This window comes from Vibrio sp. Y10_XG_PY6 (genome assembly GCF_024181795.1).
GTDB classification, from domain to species: Bacteria; Pseudomonadota; Gammaproteobacteria; order Enterobacterales; family Vibrionaceae; genus Vibrio; species Vibrio diabolicus.
In genome coordinates this window covers 865881-890685 of record NZ_JAMZAQ010000002.1, presented here as the reverse complement: position 1 = coordinate 890685, position 24805 = coordinate 865881, and the positions used below count along the sequence as shown (strand labels likewise).

Genomic DNA, 24805 nt, shown 5'->3' with positions numbered 1-24805 from the left:
TTATGCGCGTGGTTAATACATACCTACATAACCGTCCAACTTGCGAATTACCCCAATCCAACGCTCGATATTTGGGTAAGTTTCTAGGTTAAAACCACCCTCATCTGCGACATTGGTATAAGCATACAGTGCTATATCAGCAATAGAAATATTATCACCAACTAAGAACTTAGTTTTTGACAGCTGTAGCTCCATGATTTGTAATGCTTTATGGCCGCCTGATTGTAGTGATTTATATTCTTCTAGACGGTGCTCCGGCATACCTTGATACTTCTGAATAAAACGCGCTACTGCAATATAAGGCTCATGTGAGTATTGCTCAAAGAAAAGCCATTCGTACATTTTTGCTTTTTGATAACTGTCCTTAGGTAGATAAGGTGTATCTTCTGCAAAGTACCCCAATATTGCATTGGACTCACAGAGTACTCGACCGTCATCTAAAACGACTGTCGGGATTTTACCATTTGGATTGAGGGCTAAAAATTCTGTTGTTTTAGTCTCGTTATCTAAGAGATTAACGTGCTTCCATTGGTGCTCAATGCCAAGGAATGACAATAGTAATTTTACTTTTAAGCAGTTACCTGACTGCAAATCTCCATATACAACCATCACACTCTCCATGTTTCAATTCGTAAAAGCGCATAACGCGCAGTTAAGGCATGAACTACGCTACCACCCAAACTAAACGATTTTGCCTTAAACACGAAACCCAACCTCGAACTGAAAATGCCAAGCGTTGGGAATCACTCTTGAACTGTTTGTTACGTCGCTACATTTCGCCCGATTTAATTTTGAACTGAGCTTCATTAACCGACTGTTTCCCAAACAGTAAATCCATCATCGCGATGATTCGTTTATTGTCATTTCCCCACTTATCTGAATTGGCACTATTTGGCGCTTTGAACTCTACTTCGCCAACTTTTTTACTGTTTTTATATGCCTTAACTTGGGCATCTGCAATAAACGTTCTAAAGTCCCAACTCCAGCGCGATACATAAGTCAACGTAAGTTCAGAGCTCTTAGGAAGAGTTCCATCACTTACAACCGTACATTTATGTGCTGTATCCAAACACCATTCTTGTACCGAGTCCAAGAAAACATCTCGTGTGGCGTTATCTTTTACAATAGTAATTTCCTTGCTCTGGTTCTCTTCCGAAATAGCTTTAACTGTATATTTTGGCGCTGCGCATGCCGCCAGTAGAATAGACAAGCTAAGAATGATTAGTTTCTTGTACATTTTACATCTCTTTTAATAAATCTATAATTGTAAATGAATTTCAAGTGGCTGCATAACGCCACGTTAAGGGGTGAACAACGCAAGCCACCAAACCTAACTTATTGTGCCATAAACACAAAAGCTAAACTTAGAACCCAAATTGCCAAGCGTTGAGAATCCCTCTTGAGCAGTTTGTTAGTCGCGAGGCACGAGCGACAATTTTAAGCTGAGCTAAACTTTGCAAACAACAAAACTTATGTGTTTTGATGCACTTAAGTCAGGCATAGCCTCAAAGCGGCTACTCAATGAAACCACGTGGAACTTACCACACCAGAGAAAACGTTCTTTCAGCAAATAAATTAGCTTTTGTACCAAGAAACTTACCGAGCGGAGTTTCAACCCAAAATAGGCTCTCGATTACCCTACTCTGCCAGCACCAAAGAATAAAAAAACCGCTAGAACAATTGCAAAACTTTGGACCTAAAACAGCTGAAACTGAGTTTTGACCATCGACGGTGAGCCTGTGTACCAAACAAGCAGCTTCCAAATTTTGAGCTTAGAAACATGATTTTGATTGCTAGCTTTCTCTGGCGACTGACGCCTTGTTAAGGTGTGAGAGACTCAATACTGAAACCGCCGCACACCATCTTAAACACTAAACGCAACGCATAGTAAAAATGCCACGCGTTGCGAATCACTCTAAAATACTTTGTTAGCTGGCTGCTAGCACTGGCTTAATCTATCACGCTCACCTTTATAACCTCCAACCTTTCAACAAGTGCGTCAGCCATTAACTTTAACTTATCCGGCTGTTTTATAGAGTAGGATTTCATTGTTGCTAATACATCAACTCTTAACTTTTCTAACCGATTCGCCTCATTGCCTGTATGGTCTGTGAACACCATCCCTTCTAGCTCACTTAACCATTTGTCAAAAGACTCCGGGTTTTCAGATAGTAAAAGTAAAGTATTCTGAGGCTCAACTTTTAGTGCAACCAACAATAAAGGAGAAACTTCTCCGGAAATAGCTCCGTCTCTACGTTTCCAAATTTCTACCAAAGAAAAAAGCGTAGGAACTATTTTCGAACCGCCTTTCTTTTCAAGGTTTGATTCAATAGATTGGTAGTTTTCTATCATCCAGTTATGTAAGAGACTTACTTCTGGCGTCTTAGCATACAGTAGTCCTGAACAAAAAACAGACACAATTAAGATTGCCATATTCCTTATCATCATTGCTGCTCCAACTGATTAGATATATTTATGGTAATTTTTTTGTAGCTCGCGATTTCAGCAAAAATTTCTTTCAGAGCCGATTTACTATTACCTACATAGTAATGAGATTTAGCCACACTCCCCCACGTTTTACCAGGCATCAAACACCCAAGAGTGTCTTTGTGATAATTTCCGGCATGGATTAGAATAAACGTTCTCCCTGGAACATTTTGTAATTCATATACATTAGGATACTTCGGTGAGCTATAAGGCAATAATTTGTAAGCCCCTGCCTTGATCCTTTTATCGGATCCTTCAGTTATCGAGTCTGGTCCTGCGGGCTCCAATACAAACCAACTTTTACTTACTCCCTCAATCGTCAACTTACCTAAAGTTGTCTCTCCCATTTGATTTGTTCGCTTTAGATTTAGTTTAACTTCATCTAGCTTTTTCATTGCTCTTATCCTAGCTATCAAATCAATGAAATTAACAGAAGAGTATTGTTACAACAGATCCGTTTCATCATTAATAGAGACATCGCTAACTTAAATGAAATTGAGCATTAAGTTTTTTACACCAACTTTAGTGTAGACAGCTAACGCCGCGTTAAGGGGGACAAGCACGCAATATAAAAGCTTCTGCAATGCACCTTAAACACAAAACTCAACGCATATTAAAATGTCACGCGCCAAATTGATCACTTTAAATTCTACGTTCATCCCTAATCCTAAAGTGAATAGCGCCTAACGCCGCGTTAAGTAGTGAGCAACACTACCACAGAACCTAAATTATTGCGCCGTAAACACTAAAGCTGAATAAAACCAAAAATGCCACGCGTTGCGAATCACTCTTAAACAGTTTGTTATATTTTAAGTTCGTCGGTTTTTAAACCATTGGATATTTCAAGTTTAGTAACTTTGTACTCGCCTTCAAAAGTTATTTCACAGTACGTTTTTGGAGGACAAACCAAAGCTTCAGATTTTTGGAACTCTTTTTTTCTTAATTTCAAATCAGTAGCTGTATGGCTAGCATAAAACTGTTCTATCTGTTTGCCACCGTTAATTTTGATGTAAGTCACTATTCCAGCTTTGTCGCCTTCATTTCTTAATACAATTGAACTGTATTTTCTATAGAAAAAGGGCGGTTCATTTGATTTAGGGTCTTCATTAACGAACTTGAGATTATTAGTTCCCGAGTCAACATAAATAAACGTCGCATCTTTCTCTAAAAGTGAATTGAGTGGCTTGAAAAAGAGTCCAGCAAGACCAGCCCCTAAAGCACTACAAAATGCGACAGAAAGCACCAGAAACGGTTTTATTTTTGGCTCTTCATACTTACAATTTGATTCTTTAAACTTACAACTTGATTTATCAGAATTACTACCTGGGTTACCCAAACTACAATCTCCATATAAAATATAACGCCCAATTAAGGTGTGAGGCACGCAATACCAATGCTACCGCATACAACCTTAACCACTAAAACCAACGCATAGAAAAATGCCACGCGTGCCGAATCACTCTTAAATTGTTTGTTATGCGCATGACATTAGTAAAAACTAGGGATTGACCGTAACAACGATTCGAACTTTTTAGGTATTACTGCGTAAGTCCCCCAGTCATCCAACATAACATATGGAACACCATGCTCATCCCACTTCACCGAACCAAAAAACATAACATATCGCCCTATGCATGTTGCGTCATATCGCTTTCTTTCATCATGCTCGCTGTGTGTAAACAAATACATAAATTGCTTACCATTACATTGAATCTTAGAGCGATTTCGGAAGATTTGAAGATGAACCCCGCTCATTTTGCCATAAAAAAGTTGAGGAACTTCGCTTATGCCGCGTTTAATAAATTTGACGTTATACAATAAATCTTTCAGCGGAAGACTTACTTGTTTTCCAGGTAATGTGAAACCTACATTAATTAACTCGTCCAAATGCCAACAGATATACTGAACAGTTTCAATATTGGCTCCACGTTTTATCTTGTCGCCAGTATGCCTTGGAAGAGGTACCTCTGTTTTTTCTCCCTCAGGATCATGATTCACACCTTGATATACAACTTGAGATTTTGCCTTCATATACTTTTCAGGTGGAAGCTTAGCCCATTCTTTGACTTTCCTAAACTGATTATCTTCTTCAGTTTCACTGGTCAACTCATCGTTCACATAGTTTAAGCCAGCTTGCTGCGTTGTATGATAAAGACATGGCACATCTTTAAAACTTGGTAAATGCCTAAAATGAGCAGTTTTAGCATTCTTAGAAAGATTCTTATGCGAAGGATTTCGAGAAAGAGGGGTGTAACATTCTGGGCAATATATTAAGCCCTGCATATATTGCTCATAATCTTCTGGACTGACTTTTTTCCCGCTTATTTTAAGCAGCCTTTCGTCTGTTCCATATTTCCATTGAGGATTATAAATTGCATAAGTAATACTATTATTTCCCACAGCAACCTCGCACAAGGATGAACACCCACACAATGTATCAGCAATGAGAAACAAGATGAATATCAATAGTTAGATTCTGTGACAACCGAATGCGTATAACGCCGCGTTAAGTGGTGAACAACGCTAACCACCAGACCTAAGCCATTGTACCTTAAACACTTAACCTAACTTGAGCTGAAATCGCCAAGCGTTGTGAATCCGTCTTAAACGCCTTGTTATGTGCGTACTAAAGACATTGGCACGAACCGAATTCCGTTGAACTCTGCTTCTTCACCTGTTGCTACGAAACCATTACGATTGTAAAAACCAACAGCATTCACCGATGAACGTAGGCTAACTTCACGAGCGTCTGTCTGATTAAGCAAATGATTCAATAAAGTACGACCTAAACCTGAACCCTGCTGTGAATTTGCAACAAACAAATGGGTTAGATAATTTCCACCACGCAAGGCAGCAAAACCTAGAACTTCTCCACCCGATACCGCCTTAATTGATGAAAACTTCTCATCATCAAGAGTAGACACTAGGTCAGGTAACACTCTGTCCTTATACTCTTGCTTGCCTTGTTCATTAAGCAATGGAAGCACATCCTTGGTAGAGACCTCTGAAACAAGCCTTGTTACTACGTCTAAATCCGTTTTTAGAACTTTCTGAATTTCCATATTTCCTCCGAGCACATAACGCCGCATTAAGGTGTGAGCGACGCTTGGCTATACTTGAGCGAAGCGAAACCGCCAAGCGTTGCGAATCACTCTTAAATGCTTTGTTAGTTTTTATTCACACGCACGCTTACCTTCTTCACATGCTTCTACGCACATATCTTCATCACGGTATGAAGAAAACTGGTCATCACATTCATCTTCACAAGCTCTAAATGCAGCAGTACAGTCACCACCTCCGGATTTAGCTATCTGCATCATTAGCATTCTATTTAACAAGTTTACTTGTTGAATCAATTCACTATTTGTCATCGATACACAAGAATTACCAGTTTGTTTGAACCCTGAATCACATTGCCATGTCGAACCAAAGGTAAAATGTGCATTTTTTGGCAGTTTTACTTTATCGCATTTGTTATTGTTCTTTTTATATCCTTTGTTACACGACCAACTACCGCCATATGTAAATTGTGCATTTTCAGGTAGTTGAACTTTGTCACATCCATTTCCCACCTTCCTATAGCCAGTGTTACAAGACCAACTGCCACCATAAGTTAAGGTGGCATTTTCAGGTACTTTAACCTTTGTACATTTGTCACCAGTCTTCTTGTAGCCCATGTTACATTGCCAACCACCTAACATTGAGATCGTTGCATTTTCTGGGACTTCAATTTTTGAACACTGATTATTTTTCACCTCAAACCCAGTATCACAATAACAATTTTTACCGAGATAATCAGGAGAAGAATTAGGAGGGCACTGAAGTTCAGCATTTGCTAACATTGGAAATATTAATACAAATAGCAAAGTTAAATTTTTCATAAATATCTCTAAAAACTAACGCCTTGTTAAGGTGTGAGGCACGCAATACCTAAGTCTCCGCATACCACATTAACCACTAAAACCAACGCATAGTAAAAATGCCACGCGTGCCGAATCGGTCTTGAACAATTTGTTATGCGCGTTCTCCACGATTGAACGCAACTACAGTAGCGCGTAATTTAGTCAGCTTAAACTCTGTAAGTAACACTGTAACAAAAGACAATATAGAAACGGAGATAAGTGCAATATTTATCAAAGCATTACCACTAAACTCATAAATACCTGACAGACCAATAAATAGCAAAAGACAGGCAATTATCGATAGAATCGAATCATTCGTTTTCACTTTATACTCATCAGCAGGTATATCTTTTATTATCGAAACCGGATTTGAAAGCCCGTCAAGCCGAACTGCAATTTTTCCTTTTTTAATTTTGACTTTTAGGCCAGAACTTCTTAACGAATTAGCTAAATCTTCCATGATTGATTATCTCCATTTCTGCGAGCGCATAACGCCGCATTAAGGTGTGAGCAATGCTTGGCTATACTTTGAGCGAAGCGAAAACGCCAAGCGTTGCGAATCACTCTTAAATGCTTTGTTATTTTGCTGTTACCCACTGGCTTTCAAGCCCAATGGTGTGGCTGTCAAAATCAATTGAAGCATGAACACCCAGAGGTGTAACCAGCATTGGATGCGTATGACAACTATCGAAACCGTAAAGTATAGGAACGTTTTTACCATTTAACACTTCCAACAAAACGTCAAGCGGCGTGCGCCCCGTCCCTTTGTCATTAAACAGTTCATGCTTGCCTAATACAATTGCACCAACCTTTTCAAACACACCGCAAGCCATTAAATGGGCAAAAGAGCGCTCGACTGTTTCTATACCTTTGAGAGAGTCTTCAAGCAGGAGGATATCGCCTGGCTCTATCTTAGGCATATATTGGCTACCCCATATGCCTGCTATGGTATTCAGATTGCCCCCAATTATACGACCACTAACTTGGCCATTACCTAAAAATTGCCATTCAATTTACGTAACTAGTTTTTGGAGAGTCTTGAGTTTCCCAGTCGTGCTTAACATCTGTCCACGACGAAGGCATTGTGTACTGGTATGAGTCAGACTCCGAGCATAAGATTTCCAGAAAGGACTTAAGTGTTTCTTCAACTAAGGGAGGAAACTCACCAAGTGATGCAACCAGTGCAGGACCATAAAAAGTAATAAGCCCTGTTTGAGCATAGATACCCAGTAGCAAAGCTGTTACATCAGAGTAACCAATGATAATCTTGGGATCGTTTCTGAGTGCTTCATAGTCGATGTAGGGCAATAGAGAATTACTATTGCTACCACCAATTGTAGACATGATACACCGTACATTAGGGTCACGGATTAATCGGTTAAACTCTTCTGCACGTTCTAGAATTGAGCCTGAGCGATATGAGTCAGAACAGCCAGTAAGATGACCCTCCACTAGCTCAAAGCCTTGAGACTCCAGACAAGATTTTGCTCGCCTGAAGCGATTTGGCGCAAAAGCCGTTGCTGGTGATGAGGGTGAGAAAAAGCCAATTTTATCACCAACTTTTAAAGCTTGTGGGAATATCACTTACCCTTATCCTCCATAATTAAAATAAGCAAAATAACGCCGCGTTAAGTGGTGAACAACGCAAACCACCAAACCTAAACCATTGTACCTTAAACACTTAACCTAACTTGAACCAAAACCGCCAAGCGTTGTGAATCCGCCTTAAACGCCTTGTTAGGCGAAGTTTCCCACCAGTGTTCAATGATGTTTGCAAGCAGATTACCCGAAACCAAATAAGCAACCAAACACCCACTGACTTTTTGTGATTCAAGAACCACAAATGTCACTATGTTTCAGCTAAGATGCCAACGATCACGAAATACAGACTTTCAGCGATCAAATTGCTTTTGAGAAGACGAAGCATAAAGCTGCAAACGTAAAGCAAGAACGAAAGCCTCGATTAACCTGTCCTTTCCACACTTTGAGCCAGTGAAACTCACAACCAACCGACTGTGAAAACCAATGAGGCAACCCGCGAACCTTGGCATGTTTTATGGCCGAAGAGATTCCAGAATTTGAGCCGACAACGCTTAATTGCCGACTTAGAAAAACGAATGCTCAAAGAGAGCTAAGAAGATGAGAACAAAGAACTTTTCTGCCCGTCGCCTAACGCCCTGTTAAGGGGTGAGCAACGCAATACCGAAGCTCCCGCATACTACCTTAAACACTAAAACCAACGCATAGTAAAAATGCCACGCGTTGCGAATCCCTCTTGAACAGTTTGTTAGGCTTTTTGGCTCAATTCTTTTCCGGTAGCGTCTTCTAAGTTAACTCTTGCAATAGTATATAAGCTATCCTCGCAGTCGAGAAAACTGTTAAACAGCATACGGTTATTAGGCTTAATTAAACTATCAGCTGGTAACCGTACGGTTCTCACCATACCATTTGAACAGACAACGTTGAGCTTAGTTATATTTACATCAGTAAAGCCAACATTTTTCACTTCAATCTGATATACAGGTAGTGACTTATCATTGTCCCAAACGCTATCTTTATTCTCATGTAATTTTTCTATATTTTCTGCTTGTTTGGGATGCGGCTTTACAAATATTTTAATCTTGGTTTTATCTTTATTTCTAGTACGGATATATGTTGCTACTGCTATTACAGCTCCTACAACGGCTAAAAATGTCGTAATCAAAGTATTATCCACAAATATTTCCTCCGATAAGCCTAACGCCGCATTAAGGTGCGAACAACGCTAAACACCTAACCTAAACCACCGCACCTTAAACACTAAAACCAAGTTTAAACTGAAATCGCCAAGCGTTGAGAGTCACTCTTAAATGCTTTGTTAGGCGCTTCACGCAAATAGTTAAAATGGGATTTAGAAAACCACCTTTTGGGAAAAAGAAATACACGTAATCCACTGAATTTAATTAAAACCCAAATGCTAAAGCGGCTAAGTCTCTGAAACCCACTGCAACCAAAACACCAAAGAAATTGGCGAATCAGCGCATACATATGGAATTTGGAAATACTAACTTTCAGTGCGAAATTTCAGCCAATAAATCCATTTCCACGACAGACAAACTTGAAGCGATTTGAGCCCAAGAAACTAACAACAAACCGACTACAAAACTCAATGAGGCAACCCGCGAACTTTGACATGTTTTACGGGTTGAGTGATTCATGAACTTGGGTAGATAAGGCCAAATTGCCGAAAAACTGGAACAAGTAGCTAAAGAGAAATTAGAGATTTGAACCAAGAAATTTCTTACTGCGCCTAACGCCCAATTAAGGTGTGAGGCACGCAATACCAATGCTGCCGCATACCACCATAATCACTAAAACCGACGCACAGTAAAAATGCCACGCGTGCCGAATCACTCTTAAATTGTTTGTTAGTTGCCCATCGTAAAGGCTAGTGCTAACATTTGTACACACACCAAAAAAGGAATACATCATGGACACTAGAATTCAATTTCGTGTTGATGAAGAAACAAAACGCCTAGCTCAACAAATGGCTGAGAGCCAAGGTCGCACACTAAGTGATGCTTGCCGAGAACTTACTGAGCAACTCGCTGAACAACAAAGAAAAACATTATCTCACGATGCGTGGCTAACTGAACAAGTAAACCTAGCATTTGAGAAGTTTGACTCAGGAAAATCCATTTTCGTTGAGCACCAAACTGCTAAATCTCGAATGGAAGAACGCAAAGCCAGAATCCGTAATCGAGGTAAGCAATGATTTTATGGGAAGAAGAGTCACTTAATGATCGTGAAAAGATCTTTGAGTTTCTCTATGACTTTAACCCTGATGCGGCAGAAAAAACTGACAACCTCATTGAAGCAAAGGTAGAAAACTTGCTAGAGCAGCCTCTTATGGGTGTACAGCGAGACGGTGTTCGTGGGCGATTACTTATAATTCCCGAGATTTCGATGATCGTCTCCTATTGGATCGAAGGCGACATTATCCGAATCATGCGCGTACTCCACCAGAAACAAAAATTTCCTATGGATTGATTGCTTTCTCTGGGGAACTAACGCCTTGTTAAGGTGTGAGGCACGCAATACCTAAGCTTCCGCATACCACCTTAACCACTAGAACTAACGCATAGTAAAAATGCCACGCGTGCCGAATCACTCTTGAACAATTTGTTATGTAGCCGACTTTCAGGTTAGTGCTTTCTGTCCAATTTGGATCTTGGGCTCAATACCAGCTTTGCGATACAAAGCTAGAGCTGATTCATTGAAAGAATATACTTCTAACCACAGCTCTTCTCCGCCGTTAGAAATAGCCCGTTCCTCAAATGCCTTTATTAGCGCCACTCCAACACCTTGACTCCTAAAGCATGAATCCACAACAATCTGTTCAACGTTTGCGATCTTTCGCTCTTTGAGAGTCCAAGACTTACGAACCCATAGCTCACCAAAAACAAAACCTACTAACTGCCCTTTGCTTTCGGCTACCAGAAAAATCGAGCTTTCACTTTTGATTATCTTGTGTAGGTCTATTTTTTGTTCAATTTCTTCCGGTGATAAAAAGTCATCAGGTAAATTTGCTTGATGATACTCATTAAGCTGAAACTGTAGTTTCTTGATAACACTGATATCTTCAATACGAGCTTGCCGAATATTTAACATATATAAACCCTTTTAACTTACCGTCCTCTCGCGGCTACATAACGCCCAATTAAGGGGTGAACAACGCCTCCACCCAAACCTAAAGTATTGTGCCATAAACACTAAATTTGAAGTAGAAGCAAAAATGCCGAGCGTTGTGAATCCCTCTTAAATTGCTTGTTATAAGCGTGGTTTGAGCATGTGCACGAACTGTTCATCCTGCCCTGTAACCTCAAAGCCAAACCTTTGGTAAAGTTGCCCTACTCGGTTTCCTTGTAAGTAGCAAAGCTTTATCGGTAACGACTTTTGTTCAGCAAGCTCAATGACCGCTTTTAATACTTGGCTACCAATTCCTTTACCCTGATATTCTGGTAATAGGAAAAAGCGACCAAAGTACAGGTGCTCAGAATGATACTGCACCAAGTAACTGCCCACTGCGATTCCATCGACTTCGATTATGGTTGGCTTTTCTTCGCCCCACTCATTGTGATGAATTTCTCTTTGAACACTTTCGTCCCAACCAAATACAGCTTTGATTGGTTCAAATTCTGCTGATTTCTTAAGTTCGAATAGGAACTCATAGTCACTATTTTCAGCTTTACGGGTTTCGTACACCTAACTCTCCAAACCTACAACTACGGATAAGCTTATAACGCCCAATTAAGGGGTGAGCAACGCTACCACCCAACCTAAGGCATTGTACCGTAACCACTAAAGTTGAAGTAGAAGCAAAAATGCCAAGCGTTGGGAATCCCTCTTAAATTGTTTGTTATGTACGTTGTACCGAGCGCACTGGTACCCAACCAACTTCACCCGTTGACCTCGAAACTCGATACCACTCATTGAGTTCGAATAGCACTGATAGTTTTTCACCAATGACAGTATTGAGCTCAACATTGTCATAGTCTTTAAGCAAGATTCCTTCAGAGCAACCTTCAATCTTCTCGATATATTGAACTGGAGCCCAACCCTGATCCCCTTCACTGCTGGTTATAAAGATCCAGTTGGGAAACTCGTCGTCAATTGTACCTAGAGCTACTTTATCGCCTTGTTTCAAATAAAACGGATTGGGATATTCTGAGACGTGCTTTTCAGTAGTAACTACTTCCATATTTTCTCCAAAGTACATAACGCCCGCTTAAGTGGTGAGCAACGCCACCACAACAGTCAATTAGTACACCGTAAACACTAAAGCAGATTCAAACCAAAACCGCCGAGCGTTGCGAATCCGTCTTGAAGCGTTTGTTAGCAATATTACTCCACGTCAATCGGAGGATATTTCTCCGGATTAATCCCCCTCTTGATGAGGTAGATAATTTCATAAACACTTAGTAGAACAATAGATACTAAATATACCCAAGCAAATATATAAAACTGAAACTCGAATACGTAACCTATAAAAATGAGCAAATACATGTTAATAGCATTACTGATTGAGTGTCGAAAAAACCATTCTTTGGGATCACCAAATAGTGGTCTAGGAACATTCAACTTTAGTGGATATACAGCAGTGCAAATAGTCGACATAAACTGGGGAAGAACAACTCCAGGAGCACCAAGAGCTAAGGAAAGTAACACCAGTTTTAAAGTCTCCAGTTCAACAAACAGTTCCCTTTTATAAAGAAACATCATTAACAACCCCGGCGCTAGAACAGAGAAGAAAAACAACGTCACAGCAGTTGCCGTATTTATATCAATTTTCTTTACTTCATCCACAACACTCATAAATGACTCCTATTTTGCTAACGCCTTGTTAAGGTGTGAGGCACGCAATACCGAAGGTTCCGCATAACACCTTAACCACTAAAACCAACGCATAGTAAAAATGCCACGCGTGCCGAATCACTCTTGAACAATTTGTTATACGAATTTCTTCAGTGCCAACACTTGCTGTTCAAATAACTCACAATCTGACTTTGAGTATGACTTAGCTACATTAACCCATTGAACGCCCGTTTCATCTATGTGGCGAAACTCGACTTGAAGTGCATATTTAGAACAACGAAAAAGAGCAAAAACCAAACCTACAACCGTCAGACTAAGAACTAAAACGAGTAGCCATTGTGGCACCTCTTCCAACCTTGGAATAACTAACCAAACTGCCCCTGAAAACACACACACCCAGAATAAAACTTGACCTAAATTATCAAGAAAACTTAACTTTTTAACCCTAACATTGTTTATCTTAGACAAAGGATATGAGTCTTTCTTAAACCTGAACTCTTTTGAATCCAAGTTAAAATCAGTACTTTTGTACATAATTTCCCTCTATTCGTATAACGCCCTGCTAAGGGGTGAACAACGCAATACTGAAGCCGCTGCATACCACCTTAATCACTAAAATCAACGCATAGTAAAAATGCCACGCGTTGCGAATCCCTCTTGAGCAGTTTGTTAGTTTGTAAACCCAAAGAGTTGATTTTACGTTATTTTAAACTTTGCAAACAACAAACATTATGTGCTTTGATGCATTTAAGTCAGACGTAGTCTCAAAGCAGCTAGTCAATGAAACCACTTGGAACAAACAACGCCGCAGAAAACGAACTCACAACACCAAAAAGAGCTTTTGAAAAACCAATCTCACAATGCGGACTTTCAATAAAGCCACTGAAACCACGTGAACTTACCACACCAGAGAAAGCATCCTTTCAGCAAGTAAATCGGCTTTTGCACCAACAAACTCACAGAGCAGAGTTTCAGCAAAAAAGTTCGACTCGATGCCCCCAAAACTCACAACACCAAAGAACAAATTTACCCTTGCAACGATGCCAATTTTGGATTTTTACCACGCTAATTAACACTGAAATTTAACGCCGATACGACAATTTCAACTTTGAGCTTTTACCACTAGATCTTGCGATATAGCTGCGTTTTACTCTTGCAAACTAACGCCCTGTTAAGGTGTGAGCAACGCAATGCCGAAGTCACCGCATACCACCTTAAACACTAAACGCAACGCATAGTAAAAATGCCACGCGTTGCGAATCACTCTTAAACAGTTTGTTAGCAATTTAACTAAACGAAGCCCCAAAACCATCAAAGGTACATTGAAACTCCCAACCTTTTGTAACCATAAAGTCTAACCATTGAGCAAGGATGTCTTTGGTTACCGTTGTCGGGTGAGAATATCCTTCAACAAACCATGAGCGGTTAATAAACCCTTCACTTCTGATCAGTGACTCATAGTTTTCGAGAGCATCGTTTAGTTGAATGGCTGATGCTTTATTTGGACATAAGTAGCTAAATTCTAGAACTAACTCTGTTTCGTTGGTGACTCCGTTACTTATTAATGAATCCCAAGTCTCATTGAGCATGTTCAGCTGACTTTCTAAATTCGATTGATAACCACTCAACTCCAATTTCTCCCTGATTGCTAACGCCGCGTTAAGTGGTGAGCAACGCAGACCACTGCACTTAAAGTATTGTGCCGTAAACACCAAAACTGAAGCAAACTAAAAATGCCGAGCGTTGGGAATCCGTCTTAAACGCTTTGTTATGTGAATTTACTGTTTAGTTAGGTGATTTAAAGGAGCCCATGCCAACTCACCTCCTTCCCCTAACTTTGAGCACCAGATCCAACCATTTAGCTCGTACTCACTAATTAAGGTTTCGCCCACTGTAAGCGCATGCTCTTTAGCGAAATAGTCCTTAAGAACTGTCGCTTGTTCACTATCGATAGTTAGAATTTGCTTTGGAACCCAACCTTCTTTACTTGTTCCGCGACAAAAGACCCAATTTGGCCAATCACCCTCCGGATTTGATTCTTCCACAAACTGCAATTTTTCACCTTTTACTACATGAATAGGTGACTCTGGAGCATCTTGATATTCTTTAACGACTTGATATTCCATTTGTTATATTGACTCCATTCACATAACGCCGCGTTAAGTGGTGAACAACGCGACCACCAAACCTAAACCATTGTGCCGTAAACACTAAAGCTGATTCAAACCAAAAATGCCAAGCGTTGTGAATCCGTCTTAAACGCTTTGTTATGTGCGTACCATCCAAGTACATGTTTACCTATTTCAGACCTGTCCGGACGCTCGCCGTTTTAAGTTATACCACTGGTAAATACCAAAAAATACGCCACCGACTAGCCAAACAACCAAATGTTTCAATACGTTCAAATTTAGAAAGCCATCACCAAATTGCTCGTAAATGACTCCAGTTGCAATAAACATGATTAGAATAAATGGTAAACCTGTTTCAACTATGAACCGAACAAAACCCTTCCTCTTGGCTGCTAGCCAAAATGTGTCATCTATAGTCATTACGCTTCCTTGTCCGCTGATATTAAACAATAGTCACAAAATGTGTTGGATAGAATCTATTCAGACTACTCGCACTTGCCTTGAACCTTGAAAGCACATAACGCCCGCTTAAGTGGTGAGCAACGCAATATGATGCCTCCGCACACCACCTAAATCACTAAACTTACCGCAAACCACAAATGCCACGCGTTGCGAATCCGTCTTAAAGCGTTTGTTAGCCGTTTGCTCCGGCCTCTCGCGGCTTGCCTCCAACCTGCTCTGGAACCAATGCGCTGAACTCGCTTCCAAAACAATCGCTCGTTTAAACAACCAGGAAACAGCAGCTTGGCTATGAATTCAATTACTGCATTGAAGGTTTAGACACTGGGCACAAACCGCCTAGGCCGCAGTGCGCGTAATCTGAAAAACCACCGGATCCACAAAGCCTGTTTGATGACAAAACCCGATAATAACCACCGGCTATGAAAAGTGGATTTGGCTATCCAAACCTCGGACCGAGTACAGTCAATGGGCAAAGGCGGCTAACGCCGCATTAAGGTGTGAGTAACGCAACCACGAAACTGAACCTTACCACCGTAAACACAGAACCCAAAGATGGAATGAAAAATGCTAAGCGTTAGGAATCACTCTTAAATGCTTTGTTAGCTCTCATTTTCTTTTTGAGCCGTAGTTTTTCTTCTTTTTAGCTCCTCTTGGAGCCACTTATCATTTTCAATAGCAGAAGCTATAAACTTCATTTTTACGTTTGCAGCAAGAACATCATTCTTGGTTTCAAAAAAGTCAGTATCACCTTGAAACTCTAATGTCGGTGCTTGGAAGGAACGCCCCTCAGCAAACATAAATGGAAGCCTCTTTTCTTTATACTCAAAGTTGTTGCTTTTTTGTCTCAATTCAGGAAGCGAGTTGATTTTCTCCGCCATGTCCTTTGTTGCTGGCAAGCCAAGAGCCTCCCTAAACTGTAAGTTTAAATATTGCTCAATTCCGTTTATCACAGGTTTTTTATACCAACCGATAGAATAAAATATCCGATTTTCATTTCTGACCAATCTCTCTATTTCAGACTCAAGAGCCTTATCTACGAAATCAAAATGTTCAGATGCAACATCTTCTATTAACAATAGTTCTTTAGCCCTTTTTTCAACTTGATTTGCAGTCTTGTACTGTAGATCCAGTTCTGAATAAACTCCCCAAAACCAATCGAAGTGATTTTTAGCGATTTCAATCTGTCCTGTAGTACCGTAACGCTCAAGTTCACCAATATAATCTGAGTGATCTTTTAATGAGTTCCGGAGGTTTTCGTGTTTTTCAGATAACTCAGAAGGAGTTAGCCCATAGCCTTCACCGTATAAGGCGTAGAGTTCTGAGTATGCATTATTGAGCGCAGCCATCGATGCTGCCCCCTCATCATAAAGTTTTTTATGTAGGTTGAAAGCAAATTTCTCTTTTTCACTCTCAGCCTCAAAGTATCCCTTAGCGACAAATCCTGCAGAGGCGAGAATAGCCCCCACTAACGCCATTATTAGGTTATTCTTTAAATCCGAGTTCATAACTTTCCTTTGAGAGCTAACGCCCAATTAAGGGGTGAACAACGCCTCCACCCAAACCTAAAGCATTGTGCCATAAACACTAAATTTGAAGTAGAAGCAAAAATGCCGAGCGTTGTGAATCCCTCTTAAATTGCTTGTTATGTTTGTTACTTCAAGTACTTATGATTAGCCTTTATTACCTTTGCAAGCTCTTTACACTTAACAACATTTGTTGATGAATGAATGTTTATCGACGTAAGGTCACTAAGCTCATATTCCGAGAAGTCGAACTTATTTGAATGCAGAGCGAACTCGAAGAACTGACTTTCAGATAGGCATGGATAGCTCAAGTCCTTTTCCTCAAAAGGCGTCGTTTTATACTCTGATATCGATCTAGTAAGTAACAATGCCTGTGAACCTTTACTCTTGGATATAAACTCTATTTTATGCAGAGTAACAGGACGTCTTCCACTATTCACAATCTTAAAATAAACACCATCAGCCATGTGCTCCCACGACTCTAGGTATTCACCATGTACAATGAATTTCCGTCGATCACGCCACATAACATAAAACGAAATGAACATGCTAACTGTAGCTATCACAATACTAACTGACGCAGTATCTATATTCATTATTACACCTTACTCATGTAGAAACATAACGCCGCATTAAGGTGTGAGCAACACAATACCGAAGCTACTGCATACCACCTTAAACACAACAAGCAATGCATATTAAAAATGCCACGCGTTGCGAATCACTCTTAAATGCTTTGTTATATGCCGCCTAAAATGGAATTTCGTCATCAAAATCCATTGGTGGCTCATTGTATGAGTACTGAGGCTGATAAACAACTAATGGCATATCTAGTATTTTTCGCGCTCGGTTAGTGGCATCGCTAATACCTTTGGTTAAGTCGAACCCCCTATCAGGCAAATCTGATACGTTGACTAGTTGTTCTACTGCCATACCTACATCTCTAACTACATTTCTTAACTCTTGACTAATTGACTGTTCTCTGGTGCCAATGTCATAAACTTCGGATGTTAGGCGCTGAATTTCCTCACGATAACTAGATACTTCATTATCGAGTTTAGCCATTCTCGCAGCATGCTCTGCCCTAAATTGGATAATTGTTTCTGACATTCTTTGCTTTTCTTCTGCCCATGTATCTAGCTGTCTATCTCTGAGCTTTCGGTTCTCCTCTTCATCTGAATCAAGCTTGGCAATCGTTGTTCTTTTTACTGAATAGTAATGATCTTGAAGTGTCTTTTGCTTAAATGCGTTTCGGTATTTATTGATTACACCATCGATAATGCGCTCATAAAGCATGTTTAACACAGGTACTACAATTAAATACACAACAGATATTACAAGAGGAAACAGAAGATCATTTTGAAGTTCAAATCTGGAGCCTTTAACCATCTCGATTTTTTCAGCATTATTGCTCAATAAAAAGAGCATTACATCTGTAACGTTCCAGATCGTCCAAGAAAAAACATAAGCTCCGACTAGAGGGTTCTTCAGCCTACTAACCGTGTTTTCTTGCAAAGAATTTATAAGTGTTTTCAAATATGTCTCCTAAACGGAACTACGACTCTTTAGGCATATAACGCCGCGTTAAGGTGTGAGTAACGCAATGCCGAACTTTCTGCATTGCGCCTTAAACACCAAAAACCAACGCAAATTAAAAATACCAAGCGTTACGAATCACTCTTAAACGCTTTGTTATGCGAATTTTTCAACTCTGCTGACTGCATAGTTGTGGTAATAAGCTCTTCAAAAATTTCTAACTGCCCGGCTGGAATTAATTGATTCTGAATAGTTTTTCGTTTACTTGAGTCAAACAGCCGCTCTGCTACCCAACCAATGAGATACATCAGTGAAAGACAACCTCCTGCAGTGGCTATGTTACCTTCTACTACTAGAGGTAGATCCTTAACGTCTCCTCCCATCTTTTGTAGAACACCTTTAGCATCTGGATTGGTTGTTAATGGCTTACCTTTTAGTAAACCGAGCTCATGAAGGATAAATGAACCAGCACATATCGAGCCAATTAGCTGTCTATTTGGGTCAAGGCTCAACGCTGACATAAATTCAGCATCTTTCATCGCTGCTGGAATACCACGTTTACCACTAGTGATAAGAACGACATCTTGGTTCGTCACCTCTGAAATATGCCCGTCTGTTATAACTTTCATACCAAGGTGGGAATGATGTTCAGGTTTAGTTCCCAGTATGCTGACCGTCCAACTATCGGTTGTTCTCCCAAGCAAATCATACATAAGAAAAAAGTCTACATCTGTGAAATCATCAAATATAACAACGCCAACTTTGTACATAAATCTCTATTCCTTTCGCTGACCTCATGAATCGCATAACGCCCTGTTAAGGTGTGAGCAACGCAATACCAAAGCTCCCGCATACCACCTTAAACACTAAACGCAACGCATAGTAAAAATGCCACGCGTTGCGAATCACTCTTAAACAGTTTGTTATATGCTATTCACACCACACTTCACAGAGCTCTTTATTACTTAAGTTCAAAAGCTTTGCACTAGAACACGCTCCATAAGGACTACCGTCAACAAATATTACCTCATCGCCTTCATACCACCCCAAACAGTATGTTTTTGCCTCAAATTTTTCACCATTGATTATAAATAGCTCATCATTATGATGAAACTTCTATTGCGTACGAGTTTCGGCTATTAGAGCCAACCGGTCGCGTTTGAGCTCGTAAGTTTGGTTTTGAAACGACTTGAGGTTGTGGGCTACCAGCATTTTTGACAGCTGAAATTTCACGATTCAAACAGCTAGCATATAGAGATGGTCCCAAAGATGTAGAGCAACTTTGTTTTACCCAATTCGCCTGCTGCTCCGATAAACCAGAAAAAGAGGGAATACGCCCCAACGCTTCATACTCTCGGTTATAGCAGCTAATAGTTAAGCTTGGACCTAGCGAATTAGGGCATGAATTCATTAGCCACGTTTTTTGATTCTTGCTCAATATAGAAAGGTCCGGAAAGTGACCATTTAGAGCATTAACTTCACGAGTAACGCAGCTGGACCAAAGAGAGGGACCTAAGTTCTTGCTACAAGACTTCTCAACCCAGCTTTTCAAATCCGGTTTAAGCCCATTTAAAAGCTCATCTGGCGATTTACCATAAGCTGAATTTGCCAACAAAGCCGACAAAATTAAAAGATATTTTTTCATTCGATGGTTTGTAGATAAATTAAAGTACAGCGTGGACTTTACTAAATAGAACTAATGAGAACCTTGATGAAGATCGGCACAATAGCATATAACGCCGCATTAAGGTGTGAACAACGCGACCACTGAACCTGACCTTACCACCGTAAACACTGAACTCAACAATGGAATGAAAAATGCCAAGCGTTGAGAATCACTCTTAAATGCTTTGTTATAAGCGATGCTCAAGAGCAACCAAATGTCTCATAAACACGTTTTTTCAATGCGCTCCTGTTAGCTGAAGGGTCTATATGTATCAGAAAATACTCAACTAATTCAGTGGCTGATCGAAACTTTTTTCCATACCATGATGCGAATTCCCAATCATCGTGGCGATTTAACCTTTCTAAACGTTCTTCAGAATTGTTGTAACGAGAGATAAAAAAATGAGTACCTTTAGGTTCAATAAAATAACGTTGATCACCAATCGTTTGTAGAATGTGTCGTTGATTAAAATCTTTTTTGTATACCTTTTCTACATCTGATCCCGTTTCATCAAAGTAATATTCGACTTCATAATCTAACACATTGAACTTAACCAACGAACTTTCAGGATCTTTTGCTTTCTTGAGCGCTAGTTCTAACTCAGAGATTAACTGCTCTCTAGCAGAGCCTATAAATAGGTCTCGCCCTACTTCATTGCAACTCATGGGACCTCTCAGATTCAAAATTTTGTATTAGCTTATAACGCCCTGTTAAGATGTGAGCAACGTAATACCGAAGCTCCTGCATGCCACCTTAAACACAAAACGCAACGCATAGTAAAAATGCCAAGCGTTGCGAATCACTCTTGAACAGATTGTTAGGTTTGTACTCAAGGCAAGTCGCGTAACTTTCTAGCTGGATTACCTGCGTAAATACCTTTCTCTGTAATGTCTTTAGTTACAACACTACCTGCACCAATGACCACATCACTACAAATGTTGACAGGCAGCACTGTAGCATTTGACCCGATTGTCACACTGTTAGCGATAACTGTGCGTCCCCAATTATCTGGATTTGAGTCAGGTTGACCACTTTTGAAAAGATCGTTGGCAAACATGACACCGTGACCAATGAAGCAGTCACTTCCAATAGTGACGTACTCACAGATGAAGCTATGAGATTGGATTTTAGTGCGCTCGCCAATAACTGAGTTTTTCTGTATTTCGACAAACGGTCCAACAAACACACCAGTTCCCAGTTCGCAGCCATAAACATTAGCAGGCTCAATAATAGTGACATCTTCACCACAGGTAACATCTTTCACTTGAGCCTTCAAAATTCGTGGATTGGCCATTTTACCTCCGAAAACCTAACGCCGCATTAAGGTGTGAGCGGCGCTTGGCTATACTTGAGCGAAGCGAAAACGCCAAGCGTTGCGAATCACTCTTAAATGCTTTGTTATATGCTTTGATTCCACTGTTTAAGATCAAAACCCAACATAAATGCAGCCTTATCCACTAATCGAAAGCAACTTTGTGTTCCAGCTAACCCCTCAACCTCTGATATGTGCCTGATAAACCAAGAAGCCTTTTTATTCGCGACCATTTTCCGTTTATCACTCGGGTTACCATATAATGACAACTCCCTTCGATACTCTGAACTTAGAGTGCGCGCTCGCTTTGTCGTGCCACCAAATGATAGTAGGCCTGACGTCACACTCTTTAGTTTTTTTCTATCGTCTTCATCTAAGGATAAGTAAAAATCCAAGAATATCTTATTAATGAATGCAGCAACTCTTGAGTCATATATAGTCACAAAATCAAACATAAACGAATAGACTTTTGTCCATCCACTAGACCAAATGACTTCAAAGTCAGGTTCAGACAAACTGCTTTCATCCTCAAACCACTCCATACATTTTTCCAGATAAGTAACTAGCTCACCTTTTCTATGGAAGGATAATGCAGAGAGAATATTTGACTTTTGCACACCGCCCCAATCAAATATTTCTATACAAGTAATCAGGACATCTCGATCATCTAGACCGTGACCATTTTTGAAAATACTTATAGGTTGGTCGATAGATACCTCATAATCCAAGTTAGCCTCATAGTAATATTTATGTCCCGCATCTAATACTGATTCCAACTGGATATCTCCTTTTGCCTTCCCATAATTAATAGAAAGACTCAAGTTAGAAATATTCTTTCGATAGAAGTCGTCAAATCCTAGATCTTGAAGTGACTTAGTAAAGCTTTTATATGAATCTATCATTTTCTACCTACCTGCATATAACGCCCTGTTAAGGGGTGAGCAACGCAATACTGAAGCCGCCGCAAGCCACTTTAATCACTAAAACCAACGCATAGTGAAAATGCCACGCGTTGCGAATCCCTCTTGAACAGTTTGTTATGCTTTTTGATTCCCCAGCATTAGATTATAAAATATCAATTAAAATCATATACATAACATAAAGCCTTATGACCTTCTCGAATTGTAATTCGTCACATTTATCCATGCTACTACGATCAGTGAGCACACTGTGATATTAGAGAAAATAAAAAAATATGCATTTTTAAATATATTAAATTGAGACAATTCATCTTCAGGCAGACTTAAATAATAACTAGCACTCCCTATAACAACGATCAAACCTGATCCTAAAAAAGATCCAAAAAAAGTTGAAAGGAATAAGTGTGAATCTTCCTGCAGTTTTTTAAAGTTATCCCAACCCCAATTTCCCCAAAAAACACCAATTACCAAATTTGCAGTTTCTAAAGTAGTAAGCCAAAAGAAATCAATACTTCCAAACTCTTTGATTCTATAGTGACTTAACCAAAGAAATAAAAAGCCTAATATTAGATGCACAACAATATATATATAAGCTGTCATAATTTTGATATCTTGCACAGTTCCTAACCAAATAAGCATAACGCCCTGCTAAGGGGTGAGCAACGCAATACCGAAGTCGCCGCAACCACCTTAATCACAAAATTCAACGCATAGTAAAAATGCCACGCGTTGCGAATCCCTCTTGAGCAGTTTGTTAGTTTGCAAACCCAAAGCGTTGATTTTAAGTCATTTTAAACTTTGCGAACAATAAACTTTATGTACTTTGATGCGCTTAAGTCAGGCGTAGTCTCAAGGCGACTACTCAATGAAACCACGTGGAACAAACAACGCCGAAGAAAACGAACTCACAACACCAAAAAGCGCTTTTGGAAAACCAATCTAACAATGCGGACTTTCAACAAAGTCACTGAAACCACGTGGAATTTACAACACCAGAGAAAACGTCATTTCAGCGAGTAAATCGGCTTTTGTACCAACAAACTCAACGAGCAGAGTTTCAGCAAAAAGTTCAATTCAGGTAACCCCAAAGTCGCCGCTCCAAAGAACAAAGCAACCGTTGGAACGATGCCAATTTTGGATTTTCAACACGCTAGTTAACACTGAAGTTGAACGCCGACATAACAATTTAGACTTTGAGCTTTTACCTATAGATCTTGCGATATAGCTGCATTTTTCCTCTTGCAAACTAACGCCCTGTTAAGGTGTGAGCAACGCAATACCAAAGCTCCCGCATACCACCTTAAACACTAAACGCAACGCATAGCAAAAATGCCACGCGTTGCGAATCACTCTTAAACAGTTTGTTATACCGTTGCTTTACAGCTCGTCAACTCTTTCCTGTTGAATTTCTAGAGAAAAACTAATTTCGCTATCGACAGCATTGAATTCCCAACGATCATTGACTTGGTCACCACCACACATATCTTTACATCCATAATGGGCATACCAGTCATAGGTTACTTCAACACTGCCAGTAAAGTTCAAAACAAGCTCGTCATCTTCCGTCAATTCAAGAGCACCTAATGAAACGCTTTCTACATCTAAGCTTCCCTCACACAACTCCGCTCTCATGTCATATTGAACGCACACAGATGCCATTCGTTCATAAAATTCAGACTCATGATGCAAAATTGAGTCCTGAATACTTTGCTGTAGTTGGCTTTCTTCCATATCCACGTCGACCACAATTGGTAACGTTATATTCAATCTATTGTTCACTTTAAATCCCACAATAAATATTTGTAATTGCTAAAACGGTATAACGCCCTGTTAAGGTGTGAGCAATGCAATACAAAAGCCACCGCATACCACCTTAAACACTAAAATCAACGCATAGTAAAAATGCCACGCGTTGCGAATCACTCTTAAACAGTTTGTTATACCTAGTTTGCCCAACTTATGTCAGTTATCACCATGTAAGTAAACCCCGTCTCTTCCGTGGTTCGGTAAGCGCCTTTAGCTTCCAAAAGATAAGAGGTTACGGAAGTCATTTCCCACCCATCAATCTCATCCGCTTGCCACTTGTCTATGGTAAGCGATTCATAGCCTTTTGATTCGCCAAACTCTCGAACGATGTGCATCTGATCTTTTACATTGTCATAAATGTAAGAATTCGCCCAAGACCAAAGCCATGTATTTGACGTGGTAGAAATGGAACCGACGAACTGTACTTTTGCAATAACAGCAACCTTTCCATCGTTTGAAAATATAAGAGTACCGCTTTCCTGATCCCAGTCGAAACGCTCATGTTCACCAAGTTTGAATTCGCTCATCAGCTTGTTCTGCTTTTCTGTCAGAGCAGTATGCGCTTCAGTAACAAAATCTTCCCAGCTAATATTTGCGTTGGTATTTGAAACGAATAATCCCATGGCTGCTGTTAGTAATTTCTTCATAATTTCCCTAAGAGGTATAACGCCGCATTAAGGTGTGAGCAACGCTACCACACAACCCAAC

31 protein-coding genes and 3 pseudogenes are annotated in these 24805 nt (G+C 40.0%); 3 read left to right on the top strand and 31 right to left on the bottom strand.

The genetic code is table 11. The annotated features are described in order from the left end of the window. Window positions 1-12: 12 nt before the first annotated feature. From NL644_RS12555 to NL644_RS12480, 12 genes and pseudogenes are all read right to left on the bottom strand, one after another. Window positions 13-609: a glutathione S-transferase family protein gene (locus tag NL644_RS12555; protein ID WP_114324208.1), complete on the bottom strand. Its 597-nt coding sequence runs from the start codon at window positions 607-609 to the stop codon at window positions 13-15. A 160-nt stretch (window positions 610-769) separates the two neighbouring features. Continuing rightward, entirely contained in the window at window positions 770-1237 is a 468-nt protein-coding gene (locus tag NL644_RS12550; protein WP_253658439.1) for an Sbal_3080 family lipoprotein, read from the bottom strand. Window positions 1238-1950: 713 nt separating this feature from the next. Next, window positions 1951-2433 carry a hypothetical protein gene (locus tag NL644_RS12540; protein ID WP_253658437.1) on the bottom strand — a complete coding sequence of 161 codons (483 nt, stop codon included), beginning with the start codon at window positions 2431-2433 and terminating at the stop codon, window positions 1951-1953. 11 nt (window positions 2434-2444) lie between these two features. Then, window positions 2445-2882, bottom strand: coding sequence for a DUF5675 family protein (locus NL644_RS12535; protein ID WP_041852942.1), 438 nt, complete (start codon window positions 2880-2882; stop codon window positions 2445-2447). Window positions 2883-3289: 407 nt separating this feature from the next. Next, window positions 3290-3823, bottom strand: a complete 534-nt coding sequence (locus tag NL644_RS12525) for a hypothetical protein (RefSeq protein ID WP_114324146.1) — start codon at window positions 3821-3823, stop codon at window positions 3290-3292. Between the two features lie 152 nt (window positions 3824-3975). Continuing rightward, complete coding sequence (locus NL644_RS12515; protein WP_147269936.1) at window positions 3976-4887, bottom strand: hypothetical protein; 912 nt, start codon at window positions 4885-4887, stop codon at window positions 3976-3978. Window positions 4888-5102: 215 nt separating this feature from the next. Next, the gene (locus NL644_RS12510) at window positions 5103-5549 is read right to left on the bottom strand and encodes a GNAT family N-acetyltransferase (RefSeq protein ID WP_114324148.1); all 447 of its coding nucleotides are present in this window, start codon (window positions 5547-5549) and stop codon (window positions 5103-5105) included. A 111-nt stretch (window positions 5550-5660) separates the two neighbouring features. Then, window positions 5661-6368: a hypothetical protein gene (locus tag NL644_RS12505; protein WP_031817710.1), complete on the bottom strand. Its 708-nt coding sequence runs from the start codon at window positions 6366-6368 to the stop codon at window positions 5661-5663. Between the two features lie 133 nt (window positions 6369-6501). Continuing rightward, window positions 6502-6849 (bottom strand): hypothetical protein, encoded by a 348-nt coding sequence (locus tag NL644_RS12495; protein ID WP_031780756.1) that lies wholly within the window; start codon window positions 6847-6849, stop codon window positions 6502-6504. 118 nt (window positions 6850-6967) lie between these two features. Then, window positions 6968-7973, bottom strand: a pseudogene (locus tag NL644_RS12490) (S66 peptidase family protein). 596 nt (window positions 7974-8569) lie between these two features. Next, window positions 8570-8672 (bottom strand): annotated as a pseudogene (locus tag NL644_RS12485) (DUF3265 domain-containing protein). A gap of 4 nt (window positions 8673-8676) precedes the next feature. Continuing rightward, window positions 8677-9105 carry a hypothetical protein gene (locus NL644_RS12480; RefSeq protein ID WP_114324150.1) on the bottom strand — a complete coding sequence of 143 codons (429 nt, stop codon included), beginning with the start codon at window positions 9103-9105 and terminating at the stop codon, window positions 8677-8679. A 753-nt stretch (window positions 9106-9858) separates the two neighbouring features. Here NL644_RS12480 and NL644_RS12470 point away from each other — a divergent pair. Next, complete coding sequence (locus tag NL644_RS12470; RefSeq protein ID WP_114324152.1) at window positions 9859-10143, top strand: type II toxin-antitoxin system RelB/DinJ family antitoxin; 285 nt, start codon at window positions 9859-9861, stop codon at window positions 10141-10143. After that, window positions 10140-10418 carry a type II toxin-antitoxin system RelE/ParE family toxin gene (locus NL644_RS12465; protein WP_114324153.1) on the top strand — a complete coding sequence of 93 codons (279 nt, stop codon included), beginning with the start codon at window positions 10140-10142 and terminating at the stop codon, window positions 10416-10418. The genes NL644_RS12470 and NL644_RS12465 overlap by 4 nt, the downstream gene beginning before the upstream one ends. Before the next feature lie 150 nt (window positions 10419-10568). Here NL644_RS12465 and NL644_RS12455 read toward each other — a convergent pair whose 3' ends face one another. The 5 genes from NL644_RS12455 to NL644_RS12430 all read right to left on the bottom strand — a co-directional run bounded on the left by NL644_RS12455 (window position 10569) and on the right by NL644_RS12430 (window position 13277). Then, entirely contained in the window at window positions 10569-11039 is a 471-nt protein-coding gene (locus NL644_RS12455) for a GNAT family N-acetyltransferase (protein WP_253658436.1), read from the bottom strand. Between the two features lie 159 nt (window positions 11040-11198). Further along, the gene (locus NL644_RS12450; protein WP_114324154.1) at window positions 11199-11633 is read right to left on the bottom strand and encodes a GNAT family N-acetyltransferase; all 435 of its coding nucleotides are present in this window, start codon (window positions 11631-11633) and stop codon (window positions 11199-11201) included. 154 nt (window positions 11634-11787) lie between these two features. After that, a complete protein-coding gene (locus tag NL644_RS12445; protein ID WP_180769110.1) occupies window positions 11788-12129 on the bottom strand; it encodes an SH3 domain-containing protein in 342 nt (113 codons plus the stop codon). A 143-nt stretch (window positions 12130-12272) separates the two neighbouring features. Continuing rightward, entirely contained in the window at window positions 12273-12743 is a 471-nt protein-coding gene (locus NL644_RS12440) for a hypothetical protein (RefSeq protein ID WP_114324156.1), read from the bottom strand. 135 nt (window positions 12744-12878) lie between these two features. Beyond that, window positions 12879-13277, bottom strand: coding sequence for a DUF6232 family protein (locus NL644_RS12430; RefSeq protein WP_017058505.1), 399 nt, complete (start codon window positions 13275-13277; stop codon window positions 12879-12881). 246 nt (window positions 13278-13523) lie between these two features. Here NL644_RS12430 and NL644_RS12420 point away from each other — a divergent pair, with 246 nt between their 5' ends. Further along, a complete protein-coding gene (locus NL644_RS12420; protein WP_181869569.1) occupies window positions 13524-13829 on the top strand; it encodes a hypothetical protein in 306 nt (101 codons plus the stop codon). A 200-nt stretch (window positions 13830-14029) separates the two neighbouring features. Here the strand turns inward: NL644_RS12420 and NL644_RS12410 are convergent, their stop codons facing one another. From NL644_RS12410 to NL644_RS12315, 14 genes and pseudogenes are all read right to left on the bottom strand, one after another. Then, entirely contained in the window at window positions 14030-14371 is a 342-nt protein-coding gene (locus tag NL644_RS12410; protein WP_009696098.1) for a hypothetical protein, read from the bottom strand. Between the two features lie 150 nt (window positions 14372-14521). Next, complete coding sequence (locus NL644_RS12405) at window positions 14522-14869, bottom strand: SH3 domain-containing protein (RefSeq protein WP_114324157.1); 348 nt, start codon at window positions 14867-14869, stop codon at window positions 14522-14524. Between the two features lie 177 nt (window positions 14870-15046). Continuing rightward, entirely contained in the window at window positions 15047-15292 is a 246-nt protein-coding gene (locus tag NL644_RS12400) for a hypothetical protein (RefSeq protein ID WP_114324159.1), read from the bottom strand. Window positions 15293-15933: 641 nt separating this feature from the next. Beyond that, window positions 15934-16839, bottom strand: a complete 906-nt coding sequence (locus NL644_RS12395; protein ID WP_114324160.1) for a hypothetical protein — start codon at window positions 16837-16839, stop codon at window positions 15934-15936. Window positions 16840-17607: 768 nt separating this feature from the next. After that, window positions 17608-18393, bottom strand: coding sequence for a hypothetical protein (locus NL644_RS12385; protein WP_114324162.1), 786 nt, complete (start codon window positions 18391-18393; stop codon window positions 17608-17610). 131 nt (window positions 18394-18524) lie between these two features. After that, window positions 18525-19163, bottom strand: a complete 639-nt coding sequence (locus NL644_RS12380) for a DJ-1/PfpI family protein (protein WP_114324163.1) — start codon at window positions 19161-19163, stop codon at window positions 18525-18527. A gap of 46 nt (window positions 19164-19209) precedes the next feature. Next, window positions 19210-19327: pseudogene (locus NL644_RS12375) on the bottom strand (DUF3265 domain-containing protein). Between the two features lie 168 nt (window positions 19328-19495). Further along, window positions 19496-20038, bottom strand: a complete 543-nt coding sequence (locus NL644_RS12370; protein ID WP_220235815.1) for a hypothetical protein — start codon at window positions 20036-20038, stop codon at window positions 19496-19498. A gap of 221 nt (window positions 20039-20259) precedes the next feature. Further along, on the bottom strand, window positions 20260-20724 hold the full coding sequence (locus NL644_RS12365; protein ID WP_114324164.1) for a hypothetical protein: 465 nt from the start codon (window positions 20722-20724) through the stop codon (window positions 20260-20262). A gap of 164 nt (window positions 20725-20888) precedes the next feature. Further along, entirely contained in the window at window positions 20889-21353 is a 465-nt protein-coding gene (locus NL644_RS12355) for an acyltransferase (protein ID WP_114324166.1), read from the bottom strand. Between the two features lie 104 nt (window positions 21354-21457). Then, the gene (locus NL644_RS12350) at window positions 21458-22273 is read right to left on the bottom strand and encodes a hypothetical protein (protein WP_114324167.1); all 816 of its coding nucleotides are present in this window, start codon (window positions 22271-22273) and stop codon (window positions 21458-21460) included. A gap of 204 nt (window positions 22274-22477) precedes the next feature. Then, window positions 22478-22930: a hypothetical protein gene (locus NL644_RS12340; RefSeq protein ID WP_114324168.1), complete on the bottom strand. Its 453-nt coding sequence runs from the start codon at window positions 22928-22930 to the stop codon at window positions 22478-22480. 738 nt (window positions 22931-23668) lie between these two features. Then, complete coding sequence (locus NL644_RS12325; RefSeq protein ID WP_253658435.1) at window positions 23669-24070, bottom strand: hypothetical protein; 402 nt, start codon at window positions 24068-24070, stop codon at window positions 23669-23671. Window positions 24071-24234: 164 nt separating this feature from the next. Further along, window positions 24235-24744: a DUF6882 domain-containing protein gene (locus NL644_RS12315; protein WP_198421128.1), complete on the bottom strand. Its 510-nt coding sequence runs from the start codon at window positions 24742-24744 to the stop codon at window positions 24235-24237. Window positions 24745-24805: the final 61 nt, after the last annotated feature.

Bases quoted from the DNA above. Each gene is read 5' to 3' on its own strand.
- NL644_RS12555 (WP_114324208.1), bottom strand. From the start codon at position 609: ATGGTTGTATATGGAGATTTGCAGTCAGGTAACTGCTTAAAAGTAAAA.
- NL644_RS12550 (WP_253658439.1), bottom strand. From the start codon at position 1,237: ATGTACAAGAAACTAATCATTCTTAGCTTGTCTATTCTACTGGCGGCA.
- NL644_RS12540 (WP_253658437.1), bottom strand. From the start codon at position 2,433: ATGGCAATCTTAATTGTGTCTGTTTTTTGTTCAGGACTACTGTATGCT.
- NL644_RS12535 (WP_041852942.1), bottom strand. From the start codon at position 2,882: ATGAAAAAGCTAGATGAAGTTAAACTAAATCTAAAGCGAACAAATCAA.
- NL644_RS12510 (WP_114324148.1), bottom strand. From the start codon at position 5,549: ATGGAAATTCAGAAAGTTCTAAAAACGGATTTAGACGTAGTAACAAGG.
- NL644_RS12505 (WP_031817710.1), bottom strand. From the start codon at position 6,368: ATGAAAAATTTAACTTTGCTATTTGTATTAATATTTCCAATGTTAGCA.
- NL644_RS12495 (WP_031780756.1), bottom strand. From the start codon at position 6,849: ATGGAAGATTTAGCTAATTCGTTAAGAAGTTCTGGCCTAAAAGTCAAA.
- NL644_RS12470 (WP_114324152.1), top strand. From the start codon at position 9,859: ATGGACACTAGAATTCAATTTCGTGTTGATGAAGAAACAAAACGCCTA.
- NL644_RS12465 (WP_114324153.1), top strand. From the start codon at position 10,140: ATGATTTTATGGGAAGAAGAGTCACTTAATGATCGTGAAAAGATCTTT.
- NL644_RS12455 (WP_253658436.1), bottom strand. From the start codon at position 11,039: ATGTTAAATATTCGGCAAGCTCGTATTGAAGATATCAGTGTTATCAAG.
- NL644_RS12445 (WP_180769110.1), bottom strand. From the start codon at position 12,129: ATGGAAGTAGTTACTACTGAAAAGCACGTCTCAGAATATCCCAATCCG.
- NL644_RS12440 (WP_114324156.1), bottom strand. From the start codon at position 12,743: ATGAGTGTTGTGGATGAAGTAAAGAAAATTGATATAAATACGGCAACT.
- NL644_RS12430 (WP_017058505.1), bottom strand. From the start codon at position 13,277: ATGTACAAAAGTACTGATTTTAACTTGGATTCAAAAGAGTTCAGGTTT.
- NL644_RS12420 (WP_181869569.1), top strand. From the start codon at position 13,524: ATGAAACCACTTGGAACAAACAACGCCGCAGAAAACGAACTCACAACA.
- NL644_RS12405 (WP_114324157.1), bottom strand. From the start codon at position 14,869: ATGGAATATCAAGTCGTTAAAGAATATCAAGATGCTCCAGAGTCACCT.
- NL644_RS12400 (WP_114324159.1), bottom strand. From the start codon at position 15,292: ATGACTATAGATGACACATTTTGGCTAGCAGCCAAGAGGAAGGGTTTT.
- NL644_RS12395 (WP_114324160.1), bottom strand. From the start codon at position 16,839: ATGAACTCGGATTTAAAGAATAACCTAATAATGGCGTTAGTGGGGGCT.
- NL644_RS12380 (WP_114324163.1), bottom strand. From the start codon at position 19,163: ATGTACAAAGTTGGCGTTGTTATATTTGATGATTTCACAGATGTAGAC.
- NL644_RS12370 (WP_220235815.1), bottom strand. From the start codon at position 20,038: ATGAAAAAATATCTTTTAATTTTGTCGGCTTTGTTGGCAAATTCAGCT.
- NL644_RS12365 (WP_114324164.1), bottom strand. From the start codon at position 20,724: ATGAGTTGCAATGAAGTAGGGCGAGACCTATTTATAGGCTCTGCTAGA.
- NL644_RS12355 (WP_114324166.1), bottom strand. From the start codon at position 21,353: ATGGCCAATCCACGAATTTTGAAGGCTCAAGTGAAAGATGTTACCTGT.
- NL644_RS12350 (WP_114324167.1), bottom strand. From the start codon at position 22,273: ATGATAGATTCATATAAAAGCTTTACTAAGTCACTTCAAGATCTAGGA.
- NL644_RS12340 (WP_114324168.1), bottom strand. From the start codon at position 22,930: ATGCTTATTTGGTTAGGAACTGTGCAAGATATCAAAATTATGACAGCT.
- NL644_RS12315 (WP_198421128.1), bottom strand. From the start codon at position 24,744: ATGAAGAAATTACTAACAGCAGCCATGGGATTATTCGTTTCAAATACC.